The organism is Gilliamella sp. CG16 (assembly GCF_046635785.1).
Lineage (GTDB): Bacteria > Pseudomonadota > Gammaproteobacteria > Enterobacterales > Orbaceae > Gilliamella > Gilliamella apicola_I.
On the sequence record NZ_JBIDFL010000008.1, the window covers coordinates 16,291 to 38,913 of the forward strand.

Below are 22,623 nucleotides of genomic sequence, written 5' to 3' on the forward strand. Positions count from 1 at the left end.
CTTATGATGCCGAAGACATACTGGATATTGGTTTAATATCAACCAAATTGGTATGTTGTGAATTTGATTTTGCCAATACCGAAGGACGCAATGAAGTTAATCGATTGACGCACCCCCCAATATCGATACCCACTGCATTGGTTTTTGCCCACAACCCTTGTGGAATGGCAATCACCCCGGGTAATATACGTGGCGTTACTTTTGCAGGTATATATAATCGACCGCGATCGTTAAAAACTTCGACTAATTGACCATGCTTTATGTGTCTCTGCTGAGCATCAATAGGATTGATCCACAGACTACTGGCAACAGCCTCACGCAATTGAGGGAGATTGCTATAAGACGAGTGGCAATGTCCTTTAATATGAAATCCAATTAACTGTAACGGGTATTTTTCTTGTTTCAGCTTATCTTCGCTTCCTTCAATTGCGGGTAAATAAGCTGGGATAGGATAAAGTTTATCGTCCTGCTCAAATTCCCATTCACGAGCAATTTTTGCTAAAGCTTCAGAATAAATTTCAATTTTGCCCGATGGGGTATTTAACGGATGATTAACGGGATCATCGCGAAATGCTTTTAAAGCAATGTGATTATCACTATCGGCTAATTTACGATCAATAACCCCCATACCGTCTGTTTCGGCAAAAGACGGTAAATCAGGATTTTGTTTGCGCATTCTTTCATAACTATACGCTATCCACTCCTCTTGTGTTCGTCCTTCCGTAAATTTATCTTTAACGCCCATTTTTTCAGACAATTCGGTTAGCACATCATAAGCCGGACGATTTTCCCAAAGTGGCTTAATGGCTTGTTGCATACGAATCACATAGTGATAAGCGCCCGATGCATAGGAATTATTGATTAAATCATGACTTTCCACTGACGACACATCAGGTAATAACAAATCGGCATACCTTGCTGAAGCGGTCATATGCGTATCCCAAACCAAGATAAATTCGCATTTTGATTCATCTTGTAAAATCTGATGGGTTCGATTGAGATCGGCATGCTGATTACCAATTACATTACTGGCATAGCTCCAGATAAACTTGATACCAACATCCAATTTATCTTTACCCAGTATATAAGCATTTTTAGCTGTCATGTTCTGCGGTTCTTCAATCGCTTTTGTCCATAAAAAAAATGGAATACTGGTTTTAATCGGATTTAACAGATTCAGACCAGGAACCGGATAAGTCACGCTTCCGCCCCAAGTTCCGATATTAGTACCTTGTTTACCAAACTGACCCGTGATAATTGGCAGTATCATAATTGCACGGGTAGTATGCTCACCATTTTGCCAACGCTGAGCCCCCCAACCTTGAGAAATCCATGCTGCTTTAGCATTGACAATATCTAATGCAAGCTGACGAATTTGTTTAGCTGGAATACCGGTCTTTTTAGCTGCCCATTCAGGGGTTTTAGGCGTTCTGTCATCACCTAATCCAAGAATATAAGATTTAAAATCACTAAAAGGCGGTGCACTGTCGGGTAATGAGTCAGCATTCCAGCCTACACAATATTGATTGAGCATTGCATCATCAATTCTATCTTCTTCTAGTAAAGCATAACCGATTGCAGCAACTAAAGCGGCATCCGTTCCAGGAATTATTGGAATCCACTCAGCATTGTAACCCACAACACTTTCACTACGCCTTGGATCAATAATAATCACCCTTGCTTTACTTTGTGATAATGCATTGAATAGCTCGGTCACCTGCCCTCCACCCGACATTCTGGTTTCAGCAATATTTTGTCCAAACATTACCACTAGATCAGAGTGTTTAATTTGGTCTATTAACGACTCTTTTGCATTGCCATAAATATAAGGTTGAATAGCGGTTATTTGACCACTTGAATAATCACCATGATAATTAAGGTAACCACCAATCGTACTCAAGAATCGCTTACAAGCACTACGCCCAGAAATATTTGCACCTGTAGTACCTGTACCATATTGATAATAAATAGACTCGTTGCCATATTGATTAATGGTATACTTGAGTTTATTTGCCAATAAAGCGATTGCTTCATTCCATGAAATACGTTTGAATTTACCTTCACCACGCTTACCCACTCGCACCATAGGATATTTTAAACGCTCAGGATCGTAAGTTCGCCAACGTACCGCTCTTCCTCGCAAGCAAGGACGAATTTGATGTAGGCCAAAGACAGGATCATTAATGCCGTCTTCCGAAGAAATTTTAGTAATAATATCATTCTTCACATGGACTTTTAGAGGACAGCGACTACCACAGTTAACTAAACAAGCACTATAGACGATTTTTTCCTCATTATCCGAACTGGCAAGACTATCATTGTCATTAACGTTAGGTTCTGCGTACACAAATGGGGATTGAATGGTATTGGCTAATGCCGCAACGCTCCCAATTGCTAACGATTTTTGTAAAAAATCTCGTCGGGTTATCTTATTATCTGACTTGCTCATTTTGTTCCCTTATGTCTATTTGGGATTTATTTATCATAATACTTTAGATGGGCTGATAAAATAGAAAACGGCATAAACCGTCTTTTAACTATCAATAAATTAAGGTAATAACAATTATTCTCAATAAATACTTGGTAAAAATACTGAATTTGCTTTTCATTATAAATTTAATTTCATGCATCTTAAAGAAAGATTGGTATAATAAGGTCATTTATTCGAATAAATAGAAAAACTATGTCACAATCTACTTATAACGCTGTTGATATTGAAGTCTTAAAAGGGCTCGATCCTGTTCGTCATCGTCCAGGCATGTATACTGACACGGCTCGCCCAAATCATTTAGGGCAAGAGGTTATCGATAATAGTGTCGATGAAGCAATAGCCGGTCATGCTCGTCAAGTTAAAGTCACGCTTTATGAAAATAATTCATTAGAAGTCATTGATGATGGGCGAGGTATGCCTGTTGATATTCATCCCGAAGAGGGAGTACCAGCTATTGAATTATTACTTTGCCGTTTACACGCTGGCGGTAAATTTTCTAATAAAAATTATCAATTCTCTGGTGGACTTCATGGTGTGGGTATCTCAGTTGTTAATGCGCTATCTAAACGGGTAGAAGTGACCGTTAACCGAGATGGTCAAGTATACCAAATTGCGTTTGAAAATGGCGAAAAAGTCGAAGATCTTCATGTAACTGGTACGTGTGGACGTCGTAACACGGGCACAAAAGTTCACTTTTGGCCAGACGAAAAATATTTTGATTCACCAAGATTTTCAGTACCCCGTTTATCTCATCTACTCAAAGCAAAAGCGGTACTTTGTCCTGGTCTTGAAATTATCTTTAAAGATAAAATTAATAACACCGAACAACGCTGGTGTTATCAAGATGGCTTAAAAGATTACTTAATGGAATCCGTCAGTGGTTACTCACTACTACCGGAAGAGCCATTTACTGGCAGCCATACCGGTGATACAGAAGCCGTTGAATGGGCACTCTTGTGGATGCCGGAAGGTGGCGAACTGTTAACAGAAAGCTATGTTAACTTAATTCCTACTGTGCAAGGTGGTACCCATGTCAATGGTTTACGCCAAGGACTGCTTGATGCAATGCGCGAATTTTGTGAATTTCGTAATTTGTTACCACGTGGCATAAAATTGACGGCTGATGATATTTGGGAACGCTGTGCTTATGTGTTATCAGTAAAAATGCAAGAGCCACAATTTGCAGGACAAACCAAAGAGCGCTTATCATCCAGACAAAGTGCTGCATTTGTATCTGCCATTGTTAAAGATGCCTTTAGCTTGTGGTTAAATCAGCATGTACAAACCGCTGAATTACTAGCGGAAATGGTGATTTCCAGTGCACAACGACGATTAAGAGCTTCAAAAAAAGTTATTCGTAAAAAATTAACTAGCGGTCCGGCATTACCGGGCAAGCTAGCGGACTGTTCATCACAAGACTTAAGTCGAACTGAACTTTTTTTAGTGGAAGGCGATTCCGCAGGTGGCTCAGCTAAACAGGCTCGAGATCGGGAATATCAAGCGATAATGCCATTAAAAGGTAAAATTCTAAACACTTGGGAAGTCTCATCGGATGAAGTCCTTGGTTCTCAAGAAATCCACGATATTTCGGTCGCGATTGGTATTGATCCTGATAGTGATGATTTAAGCCAATTACGATATGGTAAAATCTGTATTTTAGCCGATGCCGATTCTGACGGTTTACACATTGCCACCCTACTTTGTGCGCTATTTGTTCGTCACTTTCGTGCAATGGTCGAACACGGACATGTTTTTGTTGCTATGCCACCATTATATCGTATCGATCTTGGTAAAGAAGTCCATTACGCCTTAGATGAAGAAGAGAAAGAAGGAATTTTAGATCAACTTAAACGGAAAAAAGGCAAACCAAATGTACAACGTTTTAAAGGTCTCGGTGAAATGAATCCACTGCAACTGCGTGAAACAACGATGGATCCGAATACTCGCCGTCTAGTTCAGTTATCATTAGATAATTCAGAAGAAACAATAGCGTTAATGGATATGCTACTTGCTAAAAAACGTTCGGAAGATCGCCGTGAATGGTTGCAAGAAAAAGGTGACCAAGTCCAACTTGATGTCTAACATAAAGAATGATTTAGAGGAACAATAATGAGTGAGATAACTCATGACGGAGTAGAAGTTCAGTCGCTACGTACCTTTACAGAAAGCGCTTATTTAAACTACTCTATGTATGTCATTATGGATCGTGCACTACCTTTTATTGGTGACGGTTTAAAACCAGTGCAACGCCGTATTGTTTATGCCATGTCAGAACTAGGGCTTAACGCTCAGGCTAAATTTAAAAAATCAGCGCGTACTGTCGGTGACGTTTTAGGTAAATATCATCCACATGGTGATAGCGCCTGTTATGAAGCAATGGTATTGATGGCACAACCGTTTTCTTACCGCTATCCATTAGTTGACGGACAAGGTAACTGGGGGGCGCCAGATGATCCAAAATCCTTTGCTGCAATGCGTTATACCGAATCACGCCTTTCCAAATATGCCGAACTACTATTAGGCGAGTTAGGACAAGGTACGGTCGATTATACTCCTAATTTTGACGGTACATTACAAGAACCGAAAATGTTACCGGCCAGATTACCGAATATTCTATTAAATGGTACTACAGGTATTGCTGTTGGGATGGCGACCGACATCCCACCCCATAATATTCGTGAAGTGGCCAATGCAGCGATTATGCTGGCAGATAATCCGAAAGCCACGCTAAGCGAAGTAATGGCTCACATACAAGGGCCTGACTTTCCAACTGAAGCAGAAATCATCACCCCACCACAAGATATAGAAAAAATCTATAAGACGGGACGTGGCTCAATTCGTATGCGTGCTGTATGGAAAAAAGAAGAAGGCGATATCGTTATCACTGATCTGCCACATCAAGTTTCTGGTGCGAAAATTTTAGAACAAATTGCCTCGCAAATGCGTGCCAAAAAACTACCATTAATTGAAGATTTACGTGATGAATCTGATCATGAGAATCCAACACGACTCGTCATTGTACCTCGCTCTAATCGTGTTGACTTAGAACAGGTCATGAATCACCTGTTTGCCACAACCGATCTGGAAAAAAGCTATCGGGTCAATATGAATATGATTGGGCTAGACAATCGCCCATCCGTCAAAGGGTTAGTTGAGATTTTAACTGAATGGTTAGAATATCGTCGTAATACGGTAACCAGACGTTTAAACTATCGTTTAGACAAAGTATTAAAACGCCTTCATATTTTAGATGGTTTACTTATCGCCTTTTTGAATATCGATGAAGTCATTGAGATTATTCGCTATGAAGATGATCCTAAAACAGAGTTAATGCAACGGTTTAATTTAACTGAAATCCAATCTGAAGCGATTTTAGAGTTAAAACTTCGCCATTTAGCTAAACTTGAAGAGATGCGTATCAAAGGTGAGCAAAGTGATCTCGCTAAAGAGCGTGATCAGCTGCAAACATTACTTGGTTCGCCTAGAAAATTAAATAGTTTAATAAAAAAAGAGCTTCAACAAGACGCTGATAAATACGGGGATGAACGCCGTTCTCCAATTGTTGAACGCAGTGAAGCAAAAGCCATTACCGAACAAGAACTAATACCATCAGAACCGGTGACCATTGTCTTATCTGAAATGGGTTGGGTAAGAGCGGCTAAAGGTCATGATATTGATCCAACTGGACTGAGTTACAAAGCTGGCGATAGTTTTAAAGCGGCCGCAAAAGGAAAAAGTAATCAACCTGTGGTATTTATTGACTCTACGGGCCGTAGCTATGCTATTGAACCCAATACATTACCTTCAGCGCGAGGACAAGGCGAACCACTTACGGGTAAATTAGCATTACCTGCTGGTGCAAATGTTGAGCATGTGTTGATGTCAGCGAATGACAATCAAAAATTTTTACTTGCCTCAAGTGCGGGGTATGGATTTATATGTCAATTTAATGATTTAGTCGCACGTAACCGAAACGGTAAAGCTATAATTAATCTACCGAATAATGCGAAAGTACTCACGCCTATTGAAATTCCAAATGATGAAAGCTTACTTTTATCCATTACCCAAGCAGGACGGATGCTTATTTTCCCTGTAAAAGATCTCCCCGAATTGGCAAAAGGCAAAGGAAACAAAATAATCTCATTATCCAATGCAGATGACAGCCTTGCTTATATGATTTTAATTACACCGGAAACATCCATCACCTTATATGTTGGCAAACGCAAACTTACCCTAAATCCTGTTGATTTACAAAAATTTAGGGCAGAACGTGCTCGTAAAGGTAGCGCTTTACCACGTGGGCTACAAAAAATAGATCGAATTGAGGTAAACAAATAGTATGTCTTTTATTTGGGCGATTATTACAGGCTTTGTATTAAGCATTGTATTAAAATCGGGATGGGGTTATGTACTTGGATTTTTTGTTGGTCCAATGCTCTATCAAACCTTTTGTAACAAGCTAAACCAACAAAGAAGTCAAACCAATCCAACATTATATTTAACCATTGTTTTTGAAGTACTTGGTCATCTCAGTAAAGCAAAAGGTGTGGTCACACAAGATGATATCAATCTTGCACGCCATTTTATGGATAGACTACAACTTGATAGCAACAGTCGACGACTTGCGCAAGACTCATTTAATCGAGGTAAAGCTGCGGATTATCCTCTTCGAGCTCGTTTAAAAGAGATATATATTCAATACCGCTTTCGACGTAATGTGTTAAATATTTTTTGTGAACAACTCATTCAAGCGGCACTGGTTGATGGTCATTTAGATGAAAAAGAGTCACAAATATTGTATATTGTGGCAGAAGAATTTAATATTCCTCGTCAACAAATGACCATGTATATTAAAATGATGATGGGAAGCTACCATTTTCGTCAAAATGGTCATCACCAAAATCAATACCAAGATCAGCATTACCAATATCAACAAAATCATCAACATCAGGGCTATCAAGGTCGTTCAGCACAATCAGATCTACAAAATGCATACAAAATTTTAGGTATCGAATCATCAGCCGAAATTACAGAAATAAAAAAAGCATATCGAAAACTAATGAATGAGCATCATCCCGATAAGTTAGTGTCAAAAGGCTTACCTAAAGAGATGCTTGAAGCTGCCAAAAAACGCGCTCAAGAGATTCAAGCTGCTTATGATCTCATAAAAGTATCGCGCGGATTCAAATAGAGACAACAACGATGATGCATTGGCGTTCAATTATTCGAATTGTAGGATTATTAATAACATTATTATCTGTTTTCATGTTATTACCTGCTCTAGTCGCATTAATTTATCGTGATGGCGCTGGTGCGATATTTCTTCGTTCTTTTTTTGCTGCCTTGATTTTAGGCGGCTTGTTGTGGTTACCAAATCGACACCAACGTCACGAACTTAACACCCGTGAAGGCTTTTTTATTGTGGTACTTTTTTGGGTCGTATTAGGCACAATTGGCGCTTTTCCATTTATTTTTGATAATCACATTAATTTAAATTTAACAACAGCATTTTTCGAATCCTTTTCTGGTCTAACAACAACGGGGGCAACCACCATTGTCAAGTTAGACCATTTACCTAAAGCATTACTGTTTTATCGACAATTACTGCAATGGCTTGGCGGAATGGGGATAATCGTGTTAGCGGTTGCTATCCTACCATTACTAGGTGTCGGGGGGATGCAACTTTATCGTGCTGAAATTCCCGGCCCACAAAAAGACAGTAAAATGCGCCCACGTATTGCGGAAACAGCAAAAACCCTTTGGTCAATCTATATTCTACTTACCACACTATGCGCAATCTGCTTGTGGTGTGCAGGCATGAATGTATTTGATGCTATCTCTCACAGCTTTTCAACGATTTCAATGGGGGGATTTTCCACCCATGATGATAATCTGGCTTACTTTAATAGCCCGGCAATCAACTATATTGTTACCCTATTTTTAATCTTATCTGGCTGTAACTTTGCGCTCCATTTTGCCGCATTAAGCGGTTTTTCAATAAAAGTTTACTGGCGAGACCAAGAGTTTAGAACATTTATTTTCATTCTATTGATACTGATCGCCATATGCGCAGTGGTTATCTTTTTCTATAAACCTCATCGCCTTAGTATTGATAAAATCATATTACAAGTCGTGTCCATATCATCGACAGCAGGATTTTCTGTAGATGATATTAATACTTGGCCTTCATCATTACCTATTTTTCTACTTTGTGCCTCGTTCATTGGTGGTTGTGCCGGTTCGACAGGAGGTGGCTTAAAAGTGGTCAGAGTACTACTTTTATTTATGCAAGGTTCGCGTGAGCTAAAACGATTAATCCATCCAAACGCTATCTATACCTTAAAACTAAATCATCGAGTTGTACCTGAACGAATTATCGAATCAGTTTGGGGATTCTTTTCTGCTTATGCTTTAGTTTTTCTAATTAGTTTATTTATCATCATGGCAACAGGCGTTGATGCAACCGACTCATTTTATATTGTTGCCTCTTCACTGAATAATTTAGGTGTTGGGCTTGGTAGTGTCAGTGATAATTTTGCCCATGTCAGTGATGTTGTGAGATGGGTGATGGTGGTCGATATGCTATTTGGACGACTAGAAATATTTACATTATTAGTCCTTTTTACACCAACATTTTGGCGAAGTTAACCTTAAACTCAACCACCCATAAAAATAAAACTTTTTGCCAAATTATGCAAAATTCATAAATATTTTATTGATTATTTAGTCAATTACATAGAAAATTAGAACGCAGCATGTGCTGTGTTTATTAGAGGTAATCACCTGACATATGGAATGGATCATGGATCCTACGATCTGGATTGGTTTATCCACCCTGATTGTACTTGAAATCGTCCTTGGTATTGATAACATTGTTTTTATTGCCATTCTTGCCGAGAAGCTTCCACCACACCAACGCGATAAAGCACGCATCACTGGTCTTGCTTTTGCATTAATTACTCGCATTATTTTATTAATGTTCACCGGTTGGTTAGTCACACTCACGACACCACTATTTACAGCGTTTGGTATTAGTTTCAATGCCCGCCAACTTATTATGTTAGTGGGAGGCATATTTTTACTGTTTAAAGCCACCATGGAACTCAATGAACGTCTTGAAGGTGCAGCTCACGAAGAAGGAAAATCGAAAAAAACCTCACACTTTTGGACTGTCGTTGTTCAAATCGTTATTTTAGATGCCGTGTTTTCTCTCGATTCTGTGATTACGGCAGTCGGTATGGTTGAAAATATTCCAGTCATGATTATTGCCGTTTGTGTGGCAATTTGCATTATGATGGTCGCAAGTAAACCGTTAGCCTATTTTGTCAATTCGCATCCCACCATTGTTATTCTTTGCTTGAGCTTTTTATTAATGATCGGCTTTAGTTTAGTTGCGGAAGGATTTGGTTTTGCCATTCCAAAAGGCTACTTATATGCCGCTATTGGTTTTTCAATCATGATTGAGTTTTTTAATCAGTTAGCCATATTCAATCGTCGTAAAGCATTGAATAAAAAACCATTGCGAGAACGGACTGCCGAAGCGATCTTACATCTACTGAAAGGCGATGTTGAAGAAGATCCGGATACTCACACAATTGATACGGTGTCAGATAACAATAAAAAAGAATCTGTCTTTAACCATCAAGAACTCAACATGGTTGAACGCGTCCTTGGACTGGCACAGCGATCGGTCAGCAGTATTATGACTGCAAGGTTAGATGTTGATATGGTCAATATCAATGACGACCGTGAAACAATTTTGAAAGAGATTTTTGAAAATCCTCATTCACGATTAGTCGTGACTGATAATGCGTCGATTGATGAACCTTTAGGCATTATTCAAGTTAACGACCTGTTAAAAGATGTTTTGCAAAATAAAGAGCCAATCGATATTAACTCGTTAATTAAGCAACCGCTAATCTTTCCCGAGACGGTATCGTTACTTGTTGCGTTAGAACAATTTAAAAAAGCCAAAACCCATTTTGCTTTTGTGGTTGATGAATTTGGTTCCATGCAAGGCGTGGTTTCAGTCACCGACATCATCGAAACTATCGCTGGCGATTTTCCAACCGAAGAGGAAGAAATTGACGCCAAACATGATATTCAATGTCTGGATGATAATACGTGGATTGCCAATGGCTATATTCCGGTTGAAGAGTTGGTTCGATTTGTCCCAATCCCAATTGATGATAAACGTGAATACCATACTCTTGCAGGATTATTGATGGAAAAGGCACAGCATTTGCTTGAAGTCGGTGAGACCATGCAAATAGGTGATTACCTATTTGAAATAGCTGAAATTGAAAGCCATCGTATTTTAAAAGTTAAAATTACTTTGAACAAACTTGATTCAATTTAATGAACCAAGGGCATACACAATCGTAACTCATTATTAATGCGTTACGATATCTTAAAAAAACATTCAATATTCTTTATCCTCTTTAAAAATCCAACATTATATGTTGAACAATTGGTTTTAAGGATTATTTTCGTTTTCTAACAAAACAATAACAAGTGATTAGATTTGTCTCCATTACGCTATAAACAGATGAGTTAGCCCAAAACAGGGAAATACTTATCCTACTATCTATTTAAAGTTGCTATAAAATACGCAGATAAATTATGATTAATTTAATCAGGATTTACTATTTCATCATCGCAACTTAATGACTATATGAAATTTACTATTAAAGTCAGTTTTTAATACGGATATTTATCAATAAAGGCTGAGCAGAATAATGCTTGACCTGTTAAAAGAACCAGTAATAATAATGCAGTGAATTTTGTACTGTATAAGCAAGCAAATCACCACAATTATCACGCTTGACTAATGATAAGCAAAAGTGTGGTTATGGCATTATACAAATATTCATTATTATTAACCTAAACTAGGCCTTAACTTATGAATTCAATATTCGAAAAAATATTTCAATTGAAAGCAAAAAAATCCACCATTGGTACTGAAGTGATTGCAGGATGTACGACATTTCTTACTATGGTCTATATCATCTTTGTTAATCCTTCCATTTTGTCAGCAACAGGCATGGACACCTCAGCAGTATTTGTATTAACCTGTTTAGTAACAGCCTTTGCATCGATTTTAATGGGCATGTTTGCTAATTTACCGATAGCGTTGGCACCTGCTATGGGACTCAATGTATTTTTTGCCTATGGCATGTGTGGCGCAATGGGCTATTCTTGGCAAGTGGGAATGGGCGCAATATTTTGGGGATCGTTAATCTTTTTTGCACTATCCCTTTTTAAAGTTCGCCATTGGCTAATAGAACATATTCCACAATGTTTACGTGTTGGTATCAGTGCGGGTATTGGACTGTTTATTGCGTTTATGGGTTTTCAAAATATGGGGATTGTGATTAGTTCTCCATCAACATTATTAACCTTAGGCAATATTCTATCTCTTAAAGTCTTATTAGGTTCTCTGGGTTTTTTCATTATTATTATTTTAGCTGCGCGCAACTTCCATGCAGCGGTTTTAATTTCTATTCTCGTGGTCACATTGCTTGCTCTGTGGCTGGATCCTAATATTCATTATGAAGGCGTCGCCTCTATTCCACCAAGTGTTTCAAGCGTTGTCGGTCATGTTGATTTAGCCGGTTCGCTTAATATCGGTATAATGGGCGTGATATTTTCCGTCATGATCGTCAGCTTATTTGATTCATCAGGTACGATTTTAGCCTTGACCGACAAAGCTGGCATTTCAGACGAAAAAGGACGCTTTCCTAAAATGCGTCAAGCATTATTAATTGATAGTTTCAGCTCTTCACTTGGTGGGCTTTTTGGGACTTCATCAGTTCTCACTTACATTGAAAGTTCAGCGGGTATTTCCGTAGGTGGTCGCACCGGTTTAACTGCTGTTGTCGTTGGGATTTTATTTTTAATGATGACATTCTTATCACCTTTAGCGCATTTAGTTCCGACTTATGCAACATCTGGCGCACTAATATTTGTGGGAATCTTAATGGTATCAAGTTTAGTGAAAGTTAACTGGTCTGATTTAACTGACGCAACACCTGCCTTTATTACTGCCTTAATGATGCCTTTTGCTTTCGCCATTACTGAAGGGGTTGCACTTGGTTTTATCTCTTATGTGGTATTAAAAACCTTTACCGGTAAATTTAAAGAACTCAATCTTTGTGTCATCATTTTTGCTGTACTATTTGCACTTAAATTTATCTTTATCGATCATCATTAATCGTCATTCCTCATCAATGCTATTGGTGAGGAACCCCTCAATCTTTAACTAATATATCCCCCTTTCAGTTGGCGTACACTTAAAAAGTGAAACTTTTTATTACTCATTTATTGGGCATTTTCTTACCAATGAATAAAGTCTATGTTCGATAGTTAAATGCGAGCAAAAACTTGACATTATCCTTGTTGAGGTCTAGAATCTTGCGACCCAAAACTTATATATTTAGGTTTTGGTCTACAGTTATTAATTACGTATCTAAAATGCAATTTTAAATTTATTTTAATTAATCAGGAGCTTATTAATGGCAACAATTAATCAGCTGGTACGCAAACCAAGAGCACTTAAGGAAGTTAAAAGTAACGTTCCTGCACTTGAAGCATGCCCGCAAAAACGCGGTGTTTGTACTCGTGTTTACACGACTACACCGAAAAAACCTAACTCAGCATTACGTAAAGTATGCCGTGTACGTTTAACCAACGGTTTTGAAGTTACTTCTTACATCGGTGGTGAAGGTCATAACTTGCAAGAACATAGCGTGATTTTAATCCGCGGTGGTCGTGTTAAAGATTTACCTGGTGTTCGTTATCACACTGTTCGTGGTGCATTAGACTGCGCAGGTGTTAAAGATCGCAAACAAAGCCGTTCTAAATACGGTGTAAAACGACCTAAAGCTTAATGGAACTCCGTTAAGTAAGGCCAAACTATATAATTCCATTTAACTCATTTGAGTTTTGGGTAAACCTGAAAATTTATAACATATAAACGGAGTATTCCAATGCCACGTCGTCATGTTGTCGGTCAAAGAAAAATTCTACCTGATCCGAAATTCGGTTCAGATTTGCTGGCGAAATTTGTAAATATTTTAATGATAGATGGTAAAAAATCTATCGCAGAATCAATCGTATATTCAGCTCTTGATAAATTAGCTGAGCGTAGTGGAAAAGACCACTTAGCAGCTTTCGAAGTTGCACTAGATAACGTAAGACCAACTGTAGAAGTTAAGTCTCGTCGCGTTGGTGGTTCTACATACCAAGTTCCTGTTGAAGTGCGCCCTGTTCGTCGTAATGCACTTGCAATGCGTTGGATTGTAGAAGCTGCTCGTAAACGTGGCGATAAATCAATGGCTCTACGCCTTGCGAATGAACTTATGGATGCTTTTGAAAACAAAGGCACTGCTGTGAAAAAACGCGAAGATGTTCATCGTATGGCTGAGGCTAATAGAGCGTTTGCACACTATCGTTGGTAATTTTTCCACTCGTATTAAGTGGCTTGAAATTAGACTGACAGCACATATCTACTGTCAGTCAACCTAAATGATATTTTATTAAGCAAACGATTCTAAATAGAGGATTAATATGGCTCGTACAACCCCTATAGCACGCTACCGTAATATCGGTATCAGTGCACATATTGACGCAGGTAAAACGACAACTACTGAACGTATTTTGTTTTACACTGGCGTAAGTCACAAAATTGGTGAGGTTCATGATGGCGCAGCTACCATGGACTGGATGGAACAAGAACAAGAACGTGGTATTACTATCACGTCTGCGGCTACAACTGCATTCTGGTCTGGTATGGGACAACAATTTGAACCACACCGTATCAACATCATCGACACCCCGGGACACGTTGACTTCACCATCGAAGTAGAACGTTCTATGCGTGTTCTTGATGGTGCAGTAATGGTTTACTGTGCGGTTGGTGGTGTTCAACCTCAATCAGAAACAGTATGGCGCCAAGCTAACAAATATAAAGTTCCGCGTATCGCATTTGTAAACAAAATGGACCGTATGGGTGCTAACTTCTTACGTGTGGTTGAGCAAATCAAAACACGTTTAGCGGCAGTGCCTGTTCCATTAGTATTACCAATCGGTGCTGAAGAAGGCTTTACTGGTGTTGTTGATTTACTTAAACGTAAAGCAATTAACTGGAATGATGCAGACCAAGGTACAACCTTTACTTATGAAGATGTACCAGCGGATATGGTTGAGCAAGTTGAAGAATGGCGTGCAAACTTAATCGAAGCTGCAGCAGAAGCTAACGAAGAGTTAATGGAAAAATACCTAGGTGGTGATGAGTTAACTGAAGAAGAAGTTAAAAAAGCACTACGTGAACGCGTACTTGCTAACGAAATCATCTTGGTAACATGTGGTAGTGCATTTAAAAATAAAGGCGTTCAGTTCATGCTAGACGCAGTTATTGAGTATTTACCTGCACCAACCGATGTTCCTGCGATTAAAGGTGAATTACAAAATGGTGAACCAGCAGAACGTCATTCAAGTGATGATGAACCATTTGCTGCACTTGCATTTAAAATTGCAACTGACCCATTTGTTGGTAACTTAACCTTCTTCCGCGTTTACTCTGGTGTAGTTAACTCTGGTGACTCAGTGCTTAACTCAGTTAAAGATCGTAAAGAACGCTTTGGTCGTATCGTACAGATGCATGCGAACAAACGTGAAGAAATCAAAGAAGTTCGTGCAGGTGACATTGCAGCAGCAATCGGTCTTAAAGATGTCACAACTGGTGATACGCTTTGTGCTGAAAATTCACCAATTATTCTTGAAAGAATGGAATTCCCTGAGCCGGTTATCTCGGTTGCAGTTGAACCAAAAACTAAAGCTGACCAAGAAAAAATGGGTATCGCTTTAGGTCGTTTGGCAAAAGAAGATCCATCATTCCGTGTCTGGACTGATGAAGAATCAAACCAAACTATCATTGCTGGTATGGGTGAATTACATCTTGAAATCATCGTAGACCGTATGAAACGTGAATTTAACGTTGAAGCGAATGTCGGTAAACCTCAAGTTGCTTACCGTGAAACAATTCGTACAACAGTTAAAGACATCGAAGGAAAACATGCAAAACAATCTGGTGGTCGTGGTCAATACGGTCATGTTGTTATCGACATGTATCCATTAGAAGCGGGTGGTGCTGGTTACGAATTTGTTAACGAAATCAAAGGTGGGGTAATTCCGGGTGAATTTATTCCTGCAGTAGATAAAGGTATCCAAGAGCAATTGAAATCAGGGCCTTTAGCTGGCTATCCTGTTGTGGATCTCGGTGTGCGTTTACATTTTGGTTCTTACCATGATGTCGACTCATCTGAAATTGCCTTTAAACTTGCCGCATCAATGGCATTTAAAGAAGGCTTCATGAAAGCTAAACCTGTGCTTTTAGAACCAATTATGAAAGTAGAAGTTGAAACCCCTGAAGATTATATGGGTGACGTTATCGGTGACTTAAACCGTCGTCGTGGTATGATCGAAGGCATGGATGATACTGCAACAGGTAAAACTGTTCGTGCGCAAGTACCTCTTTCAGAAATGTTTGGCTATGCAACAGACCTTCGTTCACAAACACAAGGTCGTGCTTCTTACTCTATGGAGTTCTTGAAGTATAACGAAGCACCTTCAAACATCGTAACAGCAATTATTGAAGCTCGTAAAGCGAAATAATTATTTATATAAATAAAGTAACACTTCCCTACAAAATGAGGGAAGTGATTTAATAAAGGAACATTAAGATGTCTAAAGAAAAATTTGAACGTACAAAACCCCACGTTAACGTTGGTACAATCGGCCACGTTGACCATGGTAAAACAACTTTAACTGCTGCAATTACGTCTGTTCTTGCTAAAAAATACGGCGGACAAGCTCGTGCATTCGATCAAATCGATAACGCACCAGAAGAAAAAGCACGTGGTATTACCATCAATACTTCACACGTTGAATACGACACACCAACTCGTCACTACGCACACGTAGACTGCCCAGGCCATGCTGACTATGTTAAAAACATGATCACTGGTGCAGCGCAAATGGACGGTGCTATCTTAGTAGTAGCAGCAACTGATGGTCCAATGCCACAAACTCGTGAGCACATCCTTTTAGGTCGTCAAGTAGGTGTTCCTTACATCATCGTATTCTTAAACAAATGTGATATGGTTGATGATGAAGAGTTATTAGAATTAGTTGAAATGGAAGTACGTGAACTTCTATCTCAATACGACTTCCCGGGTGATGATACACCAGTTATTCGTGGTTCAGCGTTAAAAGCGTTAGAAGGCGATGCAGCATGGGAAGACAAAATTGTTGAATTAGCGGAAGCGTTAGACACTTATATCCCAGAGCCACAACGTGACATCGACAAACCATTCCTATTACCAATTGAAGACGTGTTCTCAATTTCAGGTCGTGGTACAGTGGTAACAGGTCGTGTAGAAAGCGGTATTATCAAAGTTGGTGAAGATGTTGAAATCGTTGGTATCAAGCCAACAGCAAAAACAACTTGTACTGGTGTTGAAATGTTCCGTAAATTACTAGACGAAGGTCGTGCTGGTGAAAACGTAGGTGTATTACTTCGTGGTACTAAACGTGAAGAAATCGAACGTGGTCAAGTATTAGCAAAACCAGGTTCAATCACCCCACATACAGATTTCGAATCAGAAGTGTATATCTTAAGTAAAGATGAAGGTGGTCGTCACACTCCATTCTTCAAAGGTTACCGTCCACAGTTCTACTTCCGTACAACTGACGTGACAGGTACAATCGAATTACCGGAAGGCGTAGAAATGGTAATGCCAGGCGATAACATCAAAATGTCTGTATCATTAATTCACCCAATCGCGATGGCAGAAGGTTTACGTTTTGCGATTCGTGAAGGTGGTCGTACTGTTGGTGCGGGTGTTGTTGCTAAGGTTATTAAATAATTTAAAACCTTTATCGCATCACCGATGCAAACAAGTAAGAAAGGCGTACATTGTGCGCCTTTTTTTATTTATTAATAATATGTAATAAAAAAACAAAAAAATTTAGATTATTACCATCCCCAAATAGCACATTTGAAAATTATCTTACCTGATCCTTTTATATTTTTAACGAGAAAAAGATATACAATTCAAAAACCATGTTTAGCTAACTTTCATCGGAAATTTAAAGCAACAGCACCAACTAAAAATTTCTTTTCCTATCAATTCCCAGTAGGGAAGTGTAATTTTATCGATTTCATTTTTATCAATAGTTTTTTCTTTTAAAATTTCTAAAGAGTTAGTTAATAGTTTATTACCCATTGGTGCAAAACTGTAACAATTATCATCACAATTAATGTTTTCATCATCTTCGTGCATAAAACATTTGTTATTTTTACCCAGAAGTTTATTTAATTCAGGTATATAATATTTATTATATTTTTTATCTAATTCTTGAGCTTTTTGTTTTGTTAAGCCTTTTTTATGATCAAGATATTTTCTTATATCACTACCTTTTTCGATCATTCTATACAAACGTTGTATTGTCTTTATTTGAGCTTCTCCTCTTTCTCTATCTTCAACTATTTTAACTAATATATTGAATGGAATAATGGATTCGACTTCATGAACATCTAATATTCTAACTTGTCCAAATTGATGAAAAAGTGTCTCTTTAAATTCGCCTGCCTTCTTAAAAAATGCTTTACATGTTTCTCCTCTGTGAGAATTAATGTAAGAATGTTTTTTATCACTATCAACAATACAGTAACATAACCTTTTTTGCTGCAAAATATCATTATATACTTTAGCCGTTTGGCAACCTCCTCCATTAGAAGAGCAATAATTTAATGCAAATTTATTTAAAATAGGATTATTTCTAATATAAAAATCACCAATTTGAACATAAAACTTCGAATCATCCAAAGCTTCGCCAATTAGAGATGTATTCTGAGTCACAAAAGAATCAGTAAAAAAACCAAATCCCGATTCTAAAACTTTTTTACCATTGTCTTCTAATTCTTTAAAATAATTTTTTTTGGATAAATCAATTCGTATGAACGAATTAACATAATTATTTTTAATTAGTGCGTTAAAGTCTCTACTATATTGTTTCGCAACTGATGCTGTATTCCGTATTTTTTCAGAGAATTTTTGATTTCCTTTTACATTATCAAATAAAAAAGATGAGGCTAATACAATATGTTTTTTTTCAGAAAATGCTCTTAAAATATTTTCTATAGCGTCAATTAGGGAGCTATCATTCCAATTTGCTTGTTGTTCGTTTACTAATTGTAAGATCACTACTATTCTCCTGAAAAAAAACCTATCGGCCAGTTTTCAAGAGTACCTTCTTCATCAAAATACGCTTCTTGAATTTCTGTTTCTTTATCTTTTTTATTAAAAACGACGATGGATATCTCATCTTTTGAAATTTGCTTTTGTTCTACACTTTCCCCTAAAGCATTAATAAAATATTGACTATGTGTTTCTACTATGATTTTTATATTAAACCGACTGGCTTTAGATATAATTTTTGAGAATAATTTTGCAAGCTGAGCTTGATAAGCTGGATGTAAATGTAATTCAGGTTGTTCAATAACAAAAAAAAGATCATTATTTCGTTGATTTTTTTTAGTTTCCTTTTTTTGCATTTCTAACCATAAACTCATTATTATTGGTAATAATTGTGAGTATCCAAAGCCCATATCACTAATATTATATTTAATATCATTCCCATCAATTATATTAATTGTATAATGTGATCCTGACTCATCTACCTCAACAGAGAAATTAAAATTCTTTTTAACCCAATCTCCAAATAATTTTTTATCTTTTGAACTTAATGAATTTAATAACATTGCCATATTTGATCCAGTATGATCCATTTCATCAATTTGTAAATCTTGGAAACGATAAAATCTTTCCGTAATAGCTCTTATTGGAGCAATATATCTAATATTTGAAAAGGTTATGTTCAAATCTTCGTCAATATTTAGTAATAATGGATTTAAATTAGCTAATAATAATTTAGGAGCAATTGCTTCATATATCTTTGAATAATTCTCGTTTAAATCATAAATAAAATCTTTGTTATTTTTTAAAATATTTTTTAAGGAATCATATAATCCCTTTTCATTAATTTCTTTTATAGTAATATCTGATAGAACCGGTAACACCTTGGATTCATGAACTTTATTAGATAGATATTTATTTAATTCTTTATACGAACTATATAAATAATCAAAACTTCGAAAATCACGGTAAAACAAATTTTCAAGATATTTATTTGAAAAAAATTCTGAATTTTCACCCCATTTTGTTTCGTATTGTAATACAGGTAGAAGATAGGATAATCCGGACTTTTTAATATATGCTTTACTTATGTTAAACTCTTCTTTTTTATTGAAATTTTCAATTAAAACTTTTATTGTATTTTGAGGTTGTTGGTTTATAAATATTTTAAAATTATCGGAAAAAATGTTTAAGTTTTTATATTTAGTCTTTTGGTTATCTGGCTCTATAGTTAGTTCTACTGTAAAATCTGTTAATTTTCTTTTTCCTTTTTTATTATTAAAAAAATCATCATAATCTTTTATATAATGGGAACATTTTATTTTAAAATAAAATGTTATTTCCTTTTCTTCAGCACCTTTAAATAAAACATTATTAAAATCTCCAAAATCCACATAACGACCAAACCATAAAATAGGGCCTGTGGTATGAGCCTCAATTGATTGTCTAAAAAGTGGGAATAATCTTAAAAATGAACTTTTTCCACAACTATTTCTTCCAACAAAAACAGTTATTGGTTTTAGTTTTATATCTGTTTTCTTTTTAAAACTTCTAAAGTTTTCAACTCCTAAAGAAACTAACATATTTATCCCTCTTAATTATTTTATATACAAGCTACTTTATTTTAGTGATTATTTTCTCAACTTTTGTCTTAGTGATTCCCAAAATCTTAGCAATATCCTCAACCGAAACTCCTTTATCCAACAAAGCATTAATCAATATTTTCTTTTCAGTCTCTGATTTTTCCCGACGTTCCTTTTCCGCTTTTACTTTTTGTTGAGCTGTTTTTGTCTTATCCTTCTCTACCGCCAACTTCTCTTTAGCAATCAATTTTTCTTCCTTACGGATGCGTTCAACCACTTGATAAGTTGGGACGTATTTTAGGCTTTGCTCTAACTCGTCCATAAGTTTGGTACTGCGGAAGCTGATATAGGATTTAGGGGTGATGATTAGGTGGTCGATTAGGTCGATATTTAAAATACGGCCGACTTGAATTAGGCGATTGGTGATATCTTTATCCGCCTCGGACGGTGTCAGCGATCCTGACGGATGATTGTGAACTAATATCACCCTTGAGGCGTTTTTCATTACCGCAACACGAAATACATTCATCGGTTCAACATCGACCGATTTATAACTGCCAAGCGCAATCAGTTCGATATACAGGATATAACCAGCTTGGTTCATGCCAATCATCCAAAGATGTTCTTTTTCTTGGTCGATTTGGTTATCACGCAATAACACACGTTGCATAATGCTGTAGACATCGTCTGTGCCTTCAATATAGCGTTTGTCATGCTTGGTTAATTTAATATCCATTTTATCACCTTGTAAAATTACTTAAAAAATAATATAGCATATTTTTCTTAGACTTAGCAGTAGTTAATTAATCTTGGTCATACCTATGATAACTATTTTATGTTTGCCTGATAGGTTCATCATAAACTGCAATAAAAATCATTTAGCATTTTAGTTTGGATTCTAATTTTACTAATTTTTATTAGGAAACACCTAAAATAACAGCAGATAATTCAATATCAACAATCCAATCTAATAAGTTCAACAGTTTAAAATAGTTGGGCGATTTCTTGACTAGTTCGGACAAATGATTATTGCTTTAAAGCAAGCTTACTTGATATTTTTTGTATCCCACCAATAGAATAATGACAGCATAATAATATTGCTGGATAGATTATAAAATTAAGGGTTATCATTGATGTGATACCTAACATCCCCATAATAAAATCTAGATTAAAAATCGAGTTATAATCATCTCCCATAATTAACATGAAGAAAATTGGTGACATTAAGGTAATGATAAAACCAATTGGCACTCCGCAAATCACTAAATCTATCGGTCGTTTTATTTTATTTAAAAGAAAGATTGAAATCAGAATAAAACAGAAATAACACAAACCATAACATATCAAATAATATAATTCTGGTGTGCGATGTTTTGCGATAATCATTCGATAACACCATTGATAACTTAGATAGGCACCGATAAAATTAAATAAAACGATAATGACTAAATTAATTATTTTCATTAGATAGTCCTTTTTTATCTTCAATCTCTTTTACCGCTTCATCCAAAGAACCAGGTAACAAATAAAGTTCTTGTAGACCATATTCATATAAAACAAATGAAACGGCATATGCACAATACGGTAAATAAAAAGGGGCAATTGCATAATTTCCATTAATAATTCTTTTTTCAATATTCAGCGCTTGATCTCGTGTTAAAGTGATTTCACGTTGAGAAACATAATCACCATTTTCCGCATGGTATTTATAAATTGTTCAATTGAAAAAGGGATATCTCCATCATCATAAAAAGCTTCTGCTTGTCCTCGATATTGTCGCATGTAATCGCCATTAGGATCAAAAAGTAAGGTATTTTGCTTTTAATAAGGATGTATAGTGCAGGATGAGTTCCATATCCTAAAATGTCATTTCTTACAGTAAATTAGCTTCTACATTTTGCTGACTTTTTTTTCCACTTTATTGCTTAAATTCTTATACCTGTAATTTTTTTCACCAATAAAATGGCACTTTTTATTTTTATAATTTTATTATAACCAATTGGTGAAGATTTACATGCAGATGTTTTAAAATTATTAGCCTTTTAAAAAGATAAAATTGACTATCACTAGCAAAACAACGTTCGTAATAAATAACTGAATATTGATGTTGAACTTAACGAACGATGCGATAACTAAAACTTAGTCGTTAATATTTCGCATGTGATAAATTTAACTGCTATTTACTAATATTATGTTTTTTTATATAAAAGATAAGTTTTTAAGTGCTAGGTTAAATGCTGAGTGTCGAATGATAAAAATAAATTTATCAACAAAAAAAATTAATTAACGA

The 22,623-nt window shown here is 36.6% G+C and carries 16 protein-coding genes; 10 read left to right on the forward strand and 6 right to left on the reverse strand.

The features are described 5' to 3' along the window. Position 1: 1 nt before the first annotated feature. A complete protein-coding gene (locus ACGH47_RS08460) occupies positions 2-2,449 on the reverse strand; it encodes a DMSO/selenate family reductase complex A subunit (protein WP_267360599.1) in 2,448 nt (815 codons plus the stop codon). Between the two features lie 234 nt (positions 2,450-2,683). Here ACGH47_RS08460 and parE point away from each other — a divergent pair, with 234 nt between their 5' ends. The 10 genes from parE to tuf all read left to right on the forward strand — a co-directional run bounded on the left by parE (position 2,684) and on the right by tuf (position 17,418). Then, positions 2,684-4,573 carry a DNA topoisomerase 4 subunit B gene (gene parE / locus ACGH47_RS08465; protein ID WP_411623199.1) on the forward strand — a complete coding sequence of 630 codons (1,890 nt, stop codon included), beginning with the start codon at positions 2,684-2,686 and terminating at the stop codon, positions 4,571-4,573. A gap of 27 nt (positions 4,574-4,600) precedes the next feature. Continuing rightward, entirely contained in the window at positions 4,601-6,829 is a 2,229-nt protein-coding gene (parC, locus tag ACGH47_RS08470) for a DNA topoisomerase IV subunit A (protein ID WP_411623200.1), read from the forward strand. A gap of 1 nt (position 6,830) precedes the next feature. Then, positions 6,831-7,682 (forward strand): co-chaperone DjlA, encoded by an 852-nt coding sequence (djlA, locus tag ACGH47_RS08475; RefSeq protein ID WP_411623201.1) that lies wholly within the window; start codon positions 6,831-6,833, stop codon positions 7,680-7,682. A gap of 14 nt (positions 7,683-7,696) precedes the next feature. Further along, positions 7,697-9,139, forward strand: a complete 1,443-nt coding sequence (locus ACGH47_RS08480; protein ID WP_411623236.1) for a TrkH family potassium uptake protein — start codon at positions 7,697-7,699, stop codon at positions 9,137-9,139. Positions 9,140-9,281: 142 nt separating this feature from the next. Beyond that, a complete protein-coding gene (locus ACGH47_RS08485; protein ID WP_065559625.1) occupies positions 9,282-10,850 on the forward strand; it encodes a TerC family protein in 1,569 nt (522 codons plus the stop codon). Between the two features lie 543 nt (positions 10,851-11,393). Then, positions 11,394-12,704 (forward strand): NCS2 family permease, encoded by a 1,311-nt coding sequence (locus ACGH47_RS08490; protein ID WP_411599797.1) that lies wholly within the window; start codon positions 11,394-11,396, stop codon positions 12,702-12,704. A 301-nt stretch (positions 12,705-13,005) separates the two neighbouring features. Beyond that, positions 13,006-13,380 (forward strand): 30S ribosomal protein S12, encoded by a 375-nt coding sequence (gene rpsL / locus ACGH47_RS08495; RefSeq protein WP_025316630.1) that lies wholly within the window; start codon positions 13,006-13,008, stop codon positions 13,378-13,380. A 99-nt stretch (positions 13,381-13,479) separates the two neighbouring features. Continuing rightward, positions 13,480-13,950, forward strand: coding sequence for a 30S ribosomal protein S7 (rpsG, locus tag ACGH47_RS08500; RefSeq protein WP_065559623.1), 471 nt, complete (start codon positions 13,480-13,482; stop codon positions 13,948-13,950). A gap of 109 nt (positions 13,951-14,059) precedes the next feature. Then, positions 14,060-16,165 carry an elongation factor G gene (gene fusA, locus ACGH47_RS08505; RefSeq protein WP_065559622.1) on the forward strand — a complete coding sequence of 702 codons (2,106 nt, stop codon included), beginning with the start codon at positions 14,060-14,062 and terminating at the stop codon, positions 16,163-16,165. Between the two features lie 68 nt (positions 16,166-16,233). Beyond that, positions 16,234-17,418: an elongation factor Tu gene (tuf, locus tag ACGH47_RS08510; protein ID WP_065558713.1), complete on the forward strand. Its 1,185-nt coding sequence runs from the start codon at positions 16,234-16,236 to the stop codon at positions 17,416-17,418. 201 nt (positions 17,419-17,619) lie between these two features. On the opposite strand, the gene ACGH47_RS08515 is transcribed toward tuf, so the two are convergent. The 5 genes from ACGH47_RS08515 to ACGH47_RS08535 all read right to left on the reverse strand — a co-directional run bounded on the left by ACGH47_RS08515 (position 17,620) and on the right by ACGH47_RS08535 (position 22,115). Further along, entirely contained in the window at positions 17,620-18,759 is a 1,140-nt protein-coding gene (locus ACGH47_RS08515; RefSeq protein ID WP_411623202.1) for a hypothetical protein, read from the reverse strand. A 2-nt stretch (positions 18,760-18,761) separates the two neighbouring features. Continuing rightward, entirely contained in the window at positions 18,762-20,333 is a 1,572-nt protein-coding gene (locus ACGH47_RS08520; RefSeq protein WP_411623203.1) for a DUF3696 domain-containing protein, read from the reverse strand. A gap of 31 nt (positions 20,334-20,364) precedes the next feature. Beyond that, the gene (locus ACGH47_RS08525; RefSeq protein WP_411623204.1) at positions 20,365-21,069 is read right to left on the reverse strand and encodes a JAB domain-containing protein; all 705 of its coding nucleotides are present in this window, start codon (positions 21,067-21,069) and stop codon (positions 20,365-20,367) included. A 290-nt stretch (positions 21,070-21,359) separates the two neighbouring features. After that, the gene (locus ACGH47_RS08530) at positions 21,360-21,797 is read right to left on the reverse strand and encodes a hypothetical protein (RefSeq protein ID WP_411599490.1); all 438 of its coding nucleotides are present in this window, start codon (positions 21,795-21,797) and stop codon (positions 21,360-21,362) included. Positions 21,798-21,989: 192 nt separating this feature from the next. Continuing rightward, entirely contained in the window at positions 21,990-22,115 is a 126-nt protein-coding gene (locus tag ACGH47_RS08535; protein ID WP_255556773.1) for a hypothetical protein, read from the reverse strand. Positions 22,116-22,623 lie beyond the last annotated feature (508 nt).

Bases quoted from the DNA above. Each gene is read 5' to 3' on its own strand.
- ACGH47_RS08460 (WP_267360599.1), bottom strand. From the start codon at position 2,449: ATGAGCAAGTCAGATAATAAGATAACCCGACGAGATTTTTTACAAAAA.
- parE (WP_411623199.1), top strand. From the start codon at position 2,684: ATGTCACAATCTACTTATAACGCTGTTGATATTGAAGTCTTAAAAGGG.
- parC (WP_411623200.1), top strand. From the start codon at position 4,601: ATGAGTGAGATAACTCATGACGGAGTAGAAGTTCAGTCGCTACGTACC.
- djlA (WP_411623201.1), top strand. From the start codon at position 6,831: ATGTCTTTTATTTGGGCGATTATTACAGGCTTTGTATTAAGCATTGTA.
- ACGH47_RS08480 (WP_411623236.1), top strand. From the start codon at position 7,697: ATGCATTGGCGTTCAATTATTCGAATTGTAGGATTATTAATAACATTA.
- ACGH47_RS08485 (WP_065559625.1), top strand. From the start codon at position 9,282: ATGGAATGGATCATGGATCCTACGATCTGGATTGGTTTATCCACCCTG.
- ACGH47_RS08490 (WP_411599797.1), top strand. From the start codon at position 11,394: ATGAATTCAATATTCGAAAAAATATTTCAATTGAAAGCAAAAAAATCC.
- rpsL (WP_025316630.1), top strand. From the start codon at position 13,006: ATGGCAACAATTAATCAGCTGGTACGCAAACCAAGAGCACTTAAGGAA.
- rpsG (WP_065559623.1), top strand. From the start codon at position 13,480: ATGCCACGTCGTCATGTTGTCGGTCAAAGAAAAATTCTACCTGATCCG.
- fusA (WP_065559622.1), top strand. From the start codon at position 14,060: ATGGCTCGTACAACCCCTATAGCACGCTACCGTAATATCGGTATCAGT.
- tuf (WP_065558713.1), top strand. From the start codon at position 16,234: ATGTCTAAAGAAAAATTTGAACGTACAAAACCCCACGTTAACGTTGGT.
- ACGH47_RS08520 (WP_411623203.1), bottom strand. From the start codon at position 20,333: ATGTTAGTTTCTTTAGGAGTTGAAAACTTTAGAAGTTTTAAAAAGAAA.
- ACGH47_RS08525 (WP_411623204.1), bottom strand. From the start codon at position 21,069: ATGGATATTAAATTAACCAAGCATGACAAACGCTATATTGAAGGCACA.
- ACGH47_RS08530 (WP_411599490.1), bottom strand. From the start codon at position 21,797: ATGAAAATAATTAATTTAGTCATTATCGTTTTATTTAATTTTATCGGT.
- ACGH47_RS08535 (WP_255556773.1), bottom strand. From the start codon at position 22,115: ATGCGACAATATCGAGGACAAGCAGAAGCTTTTTATGATGATGGAGAT.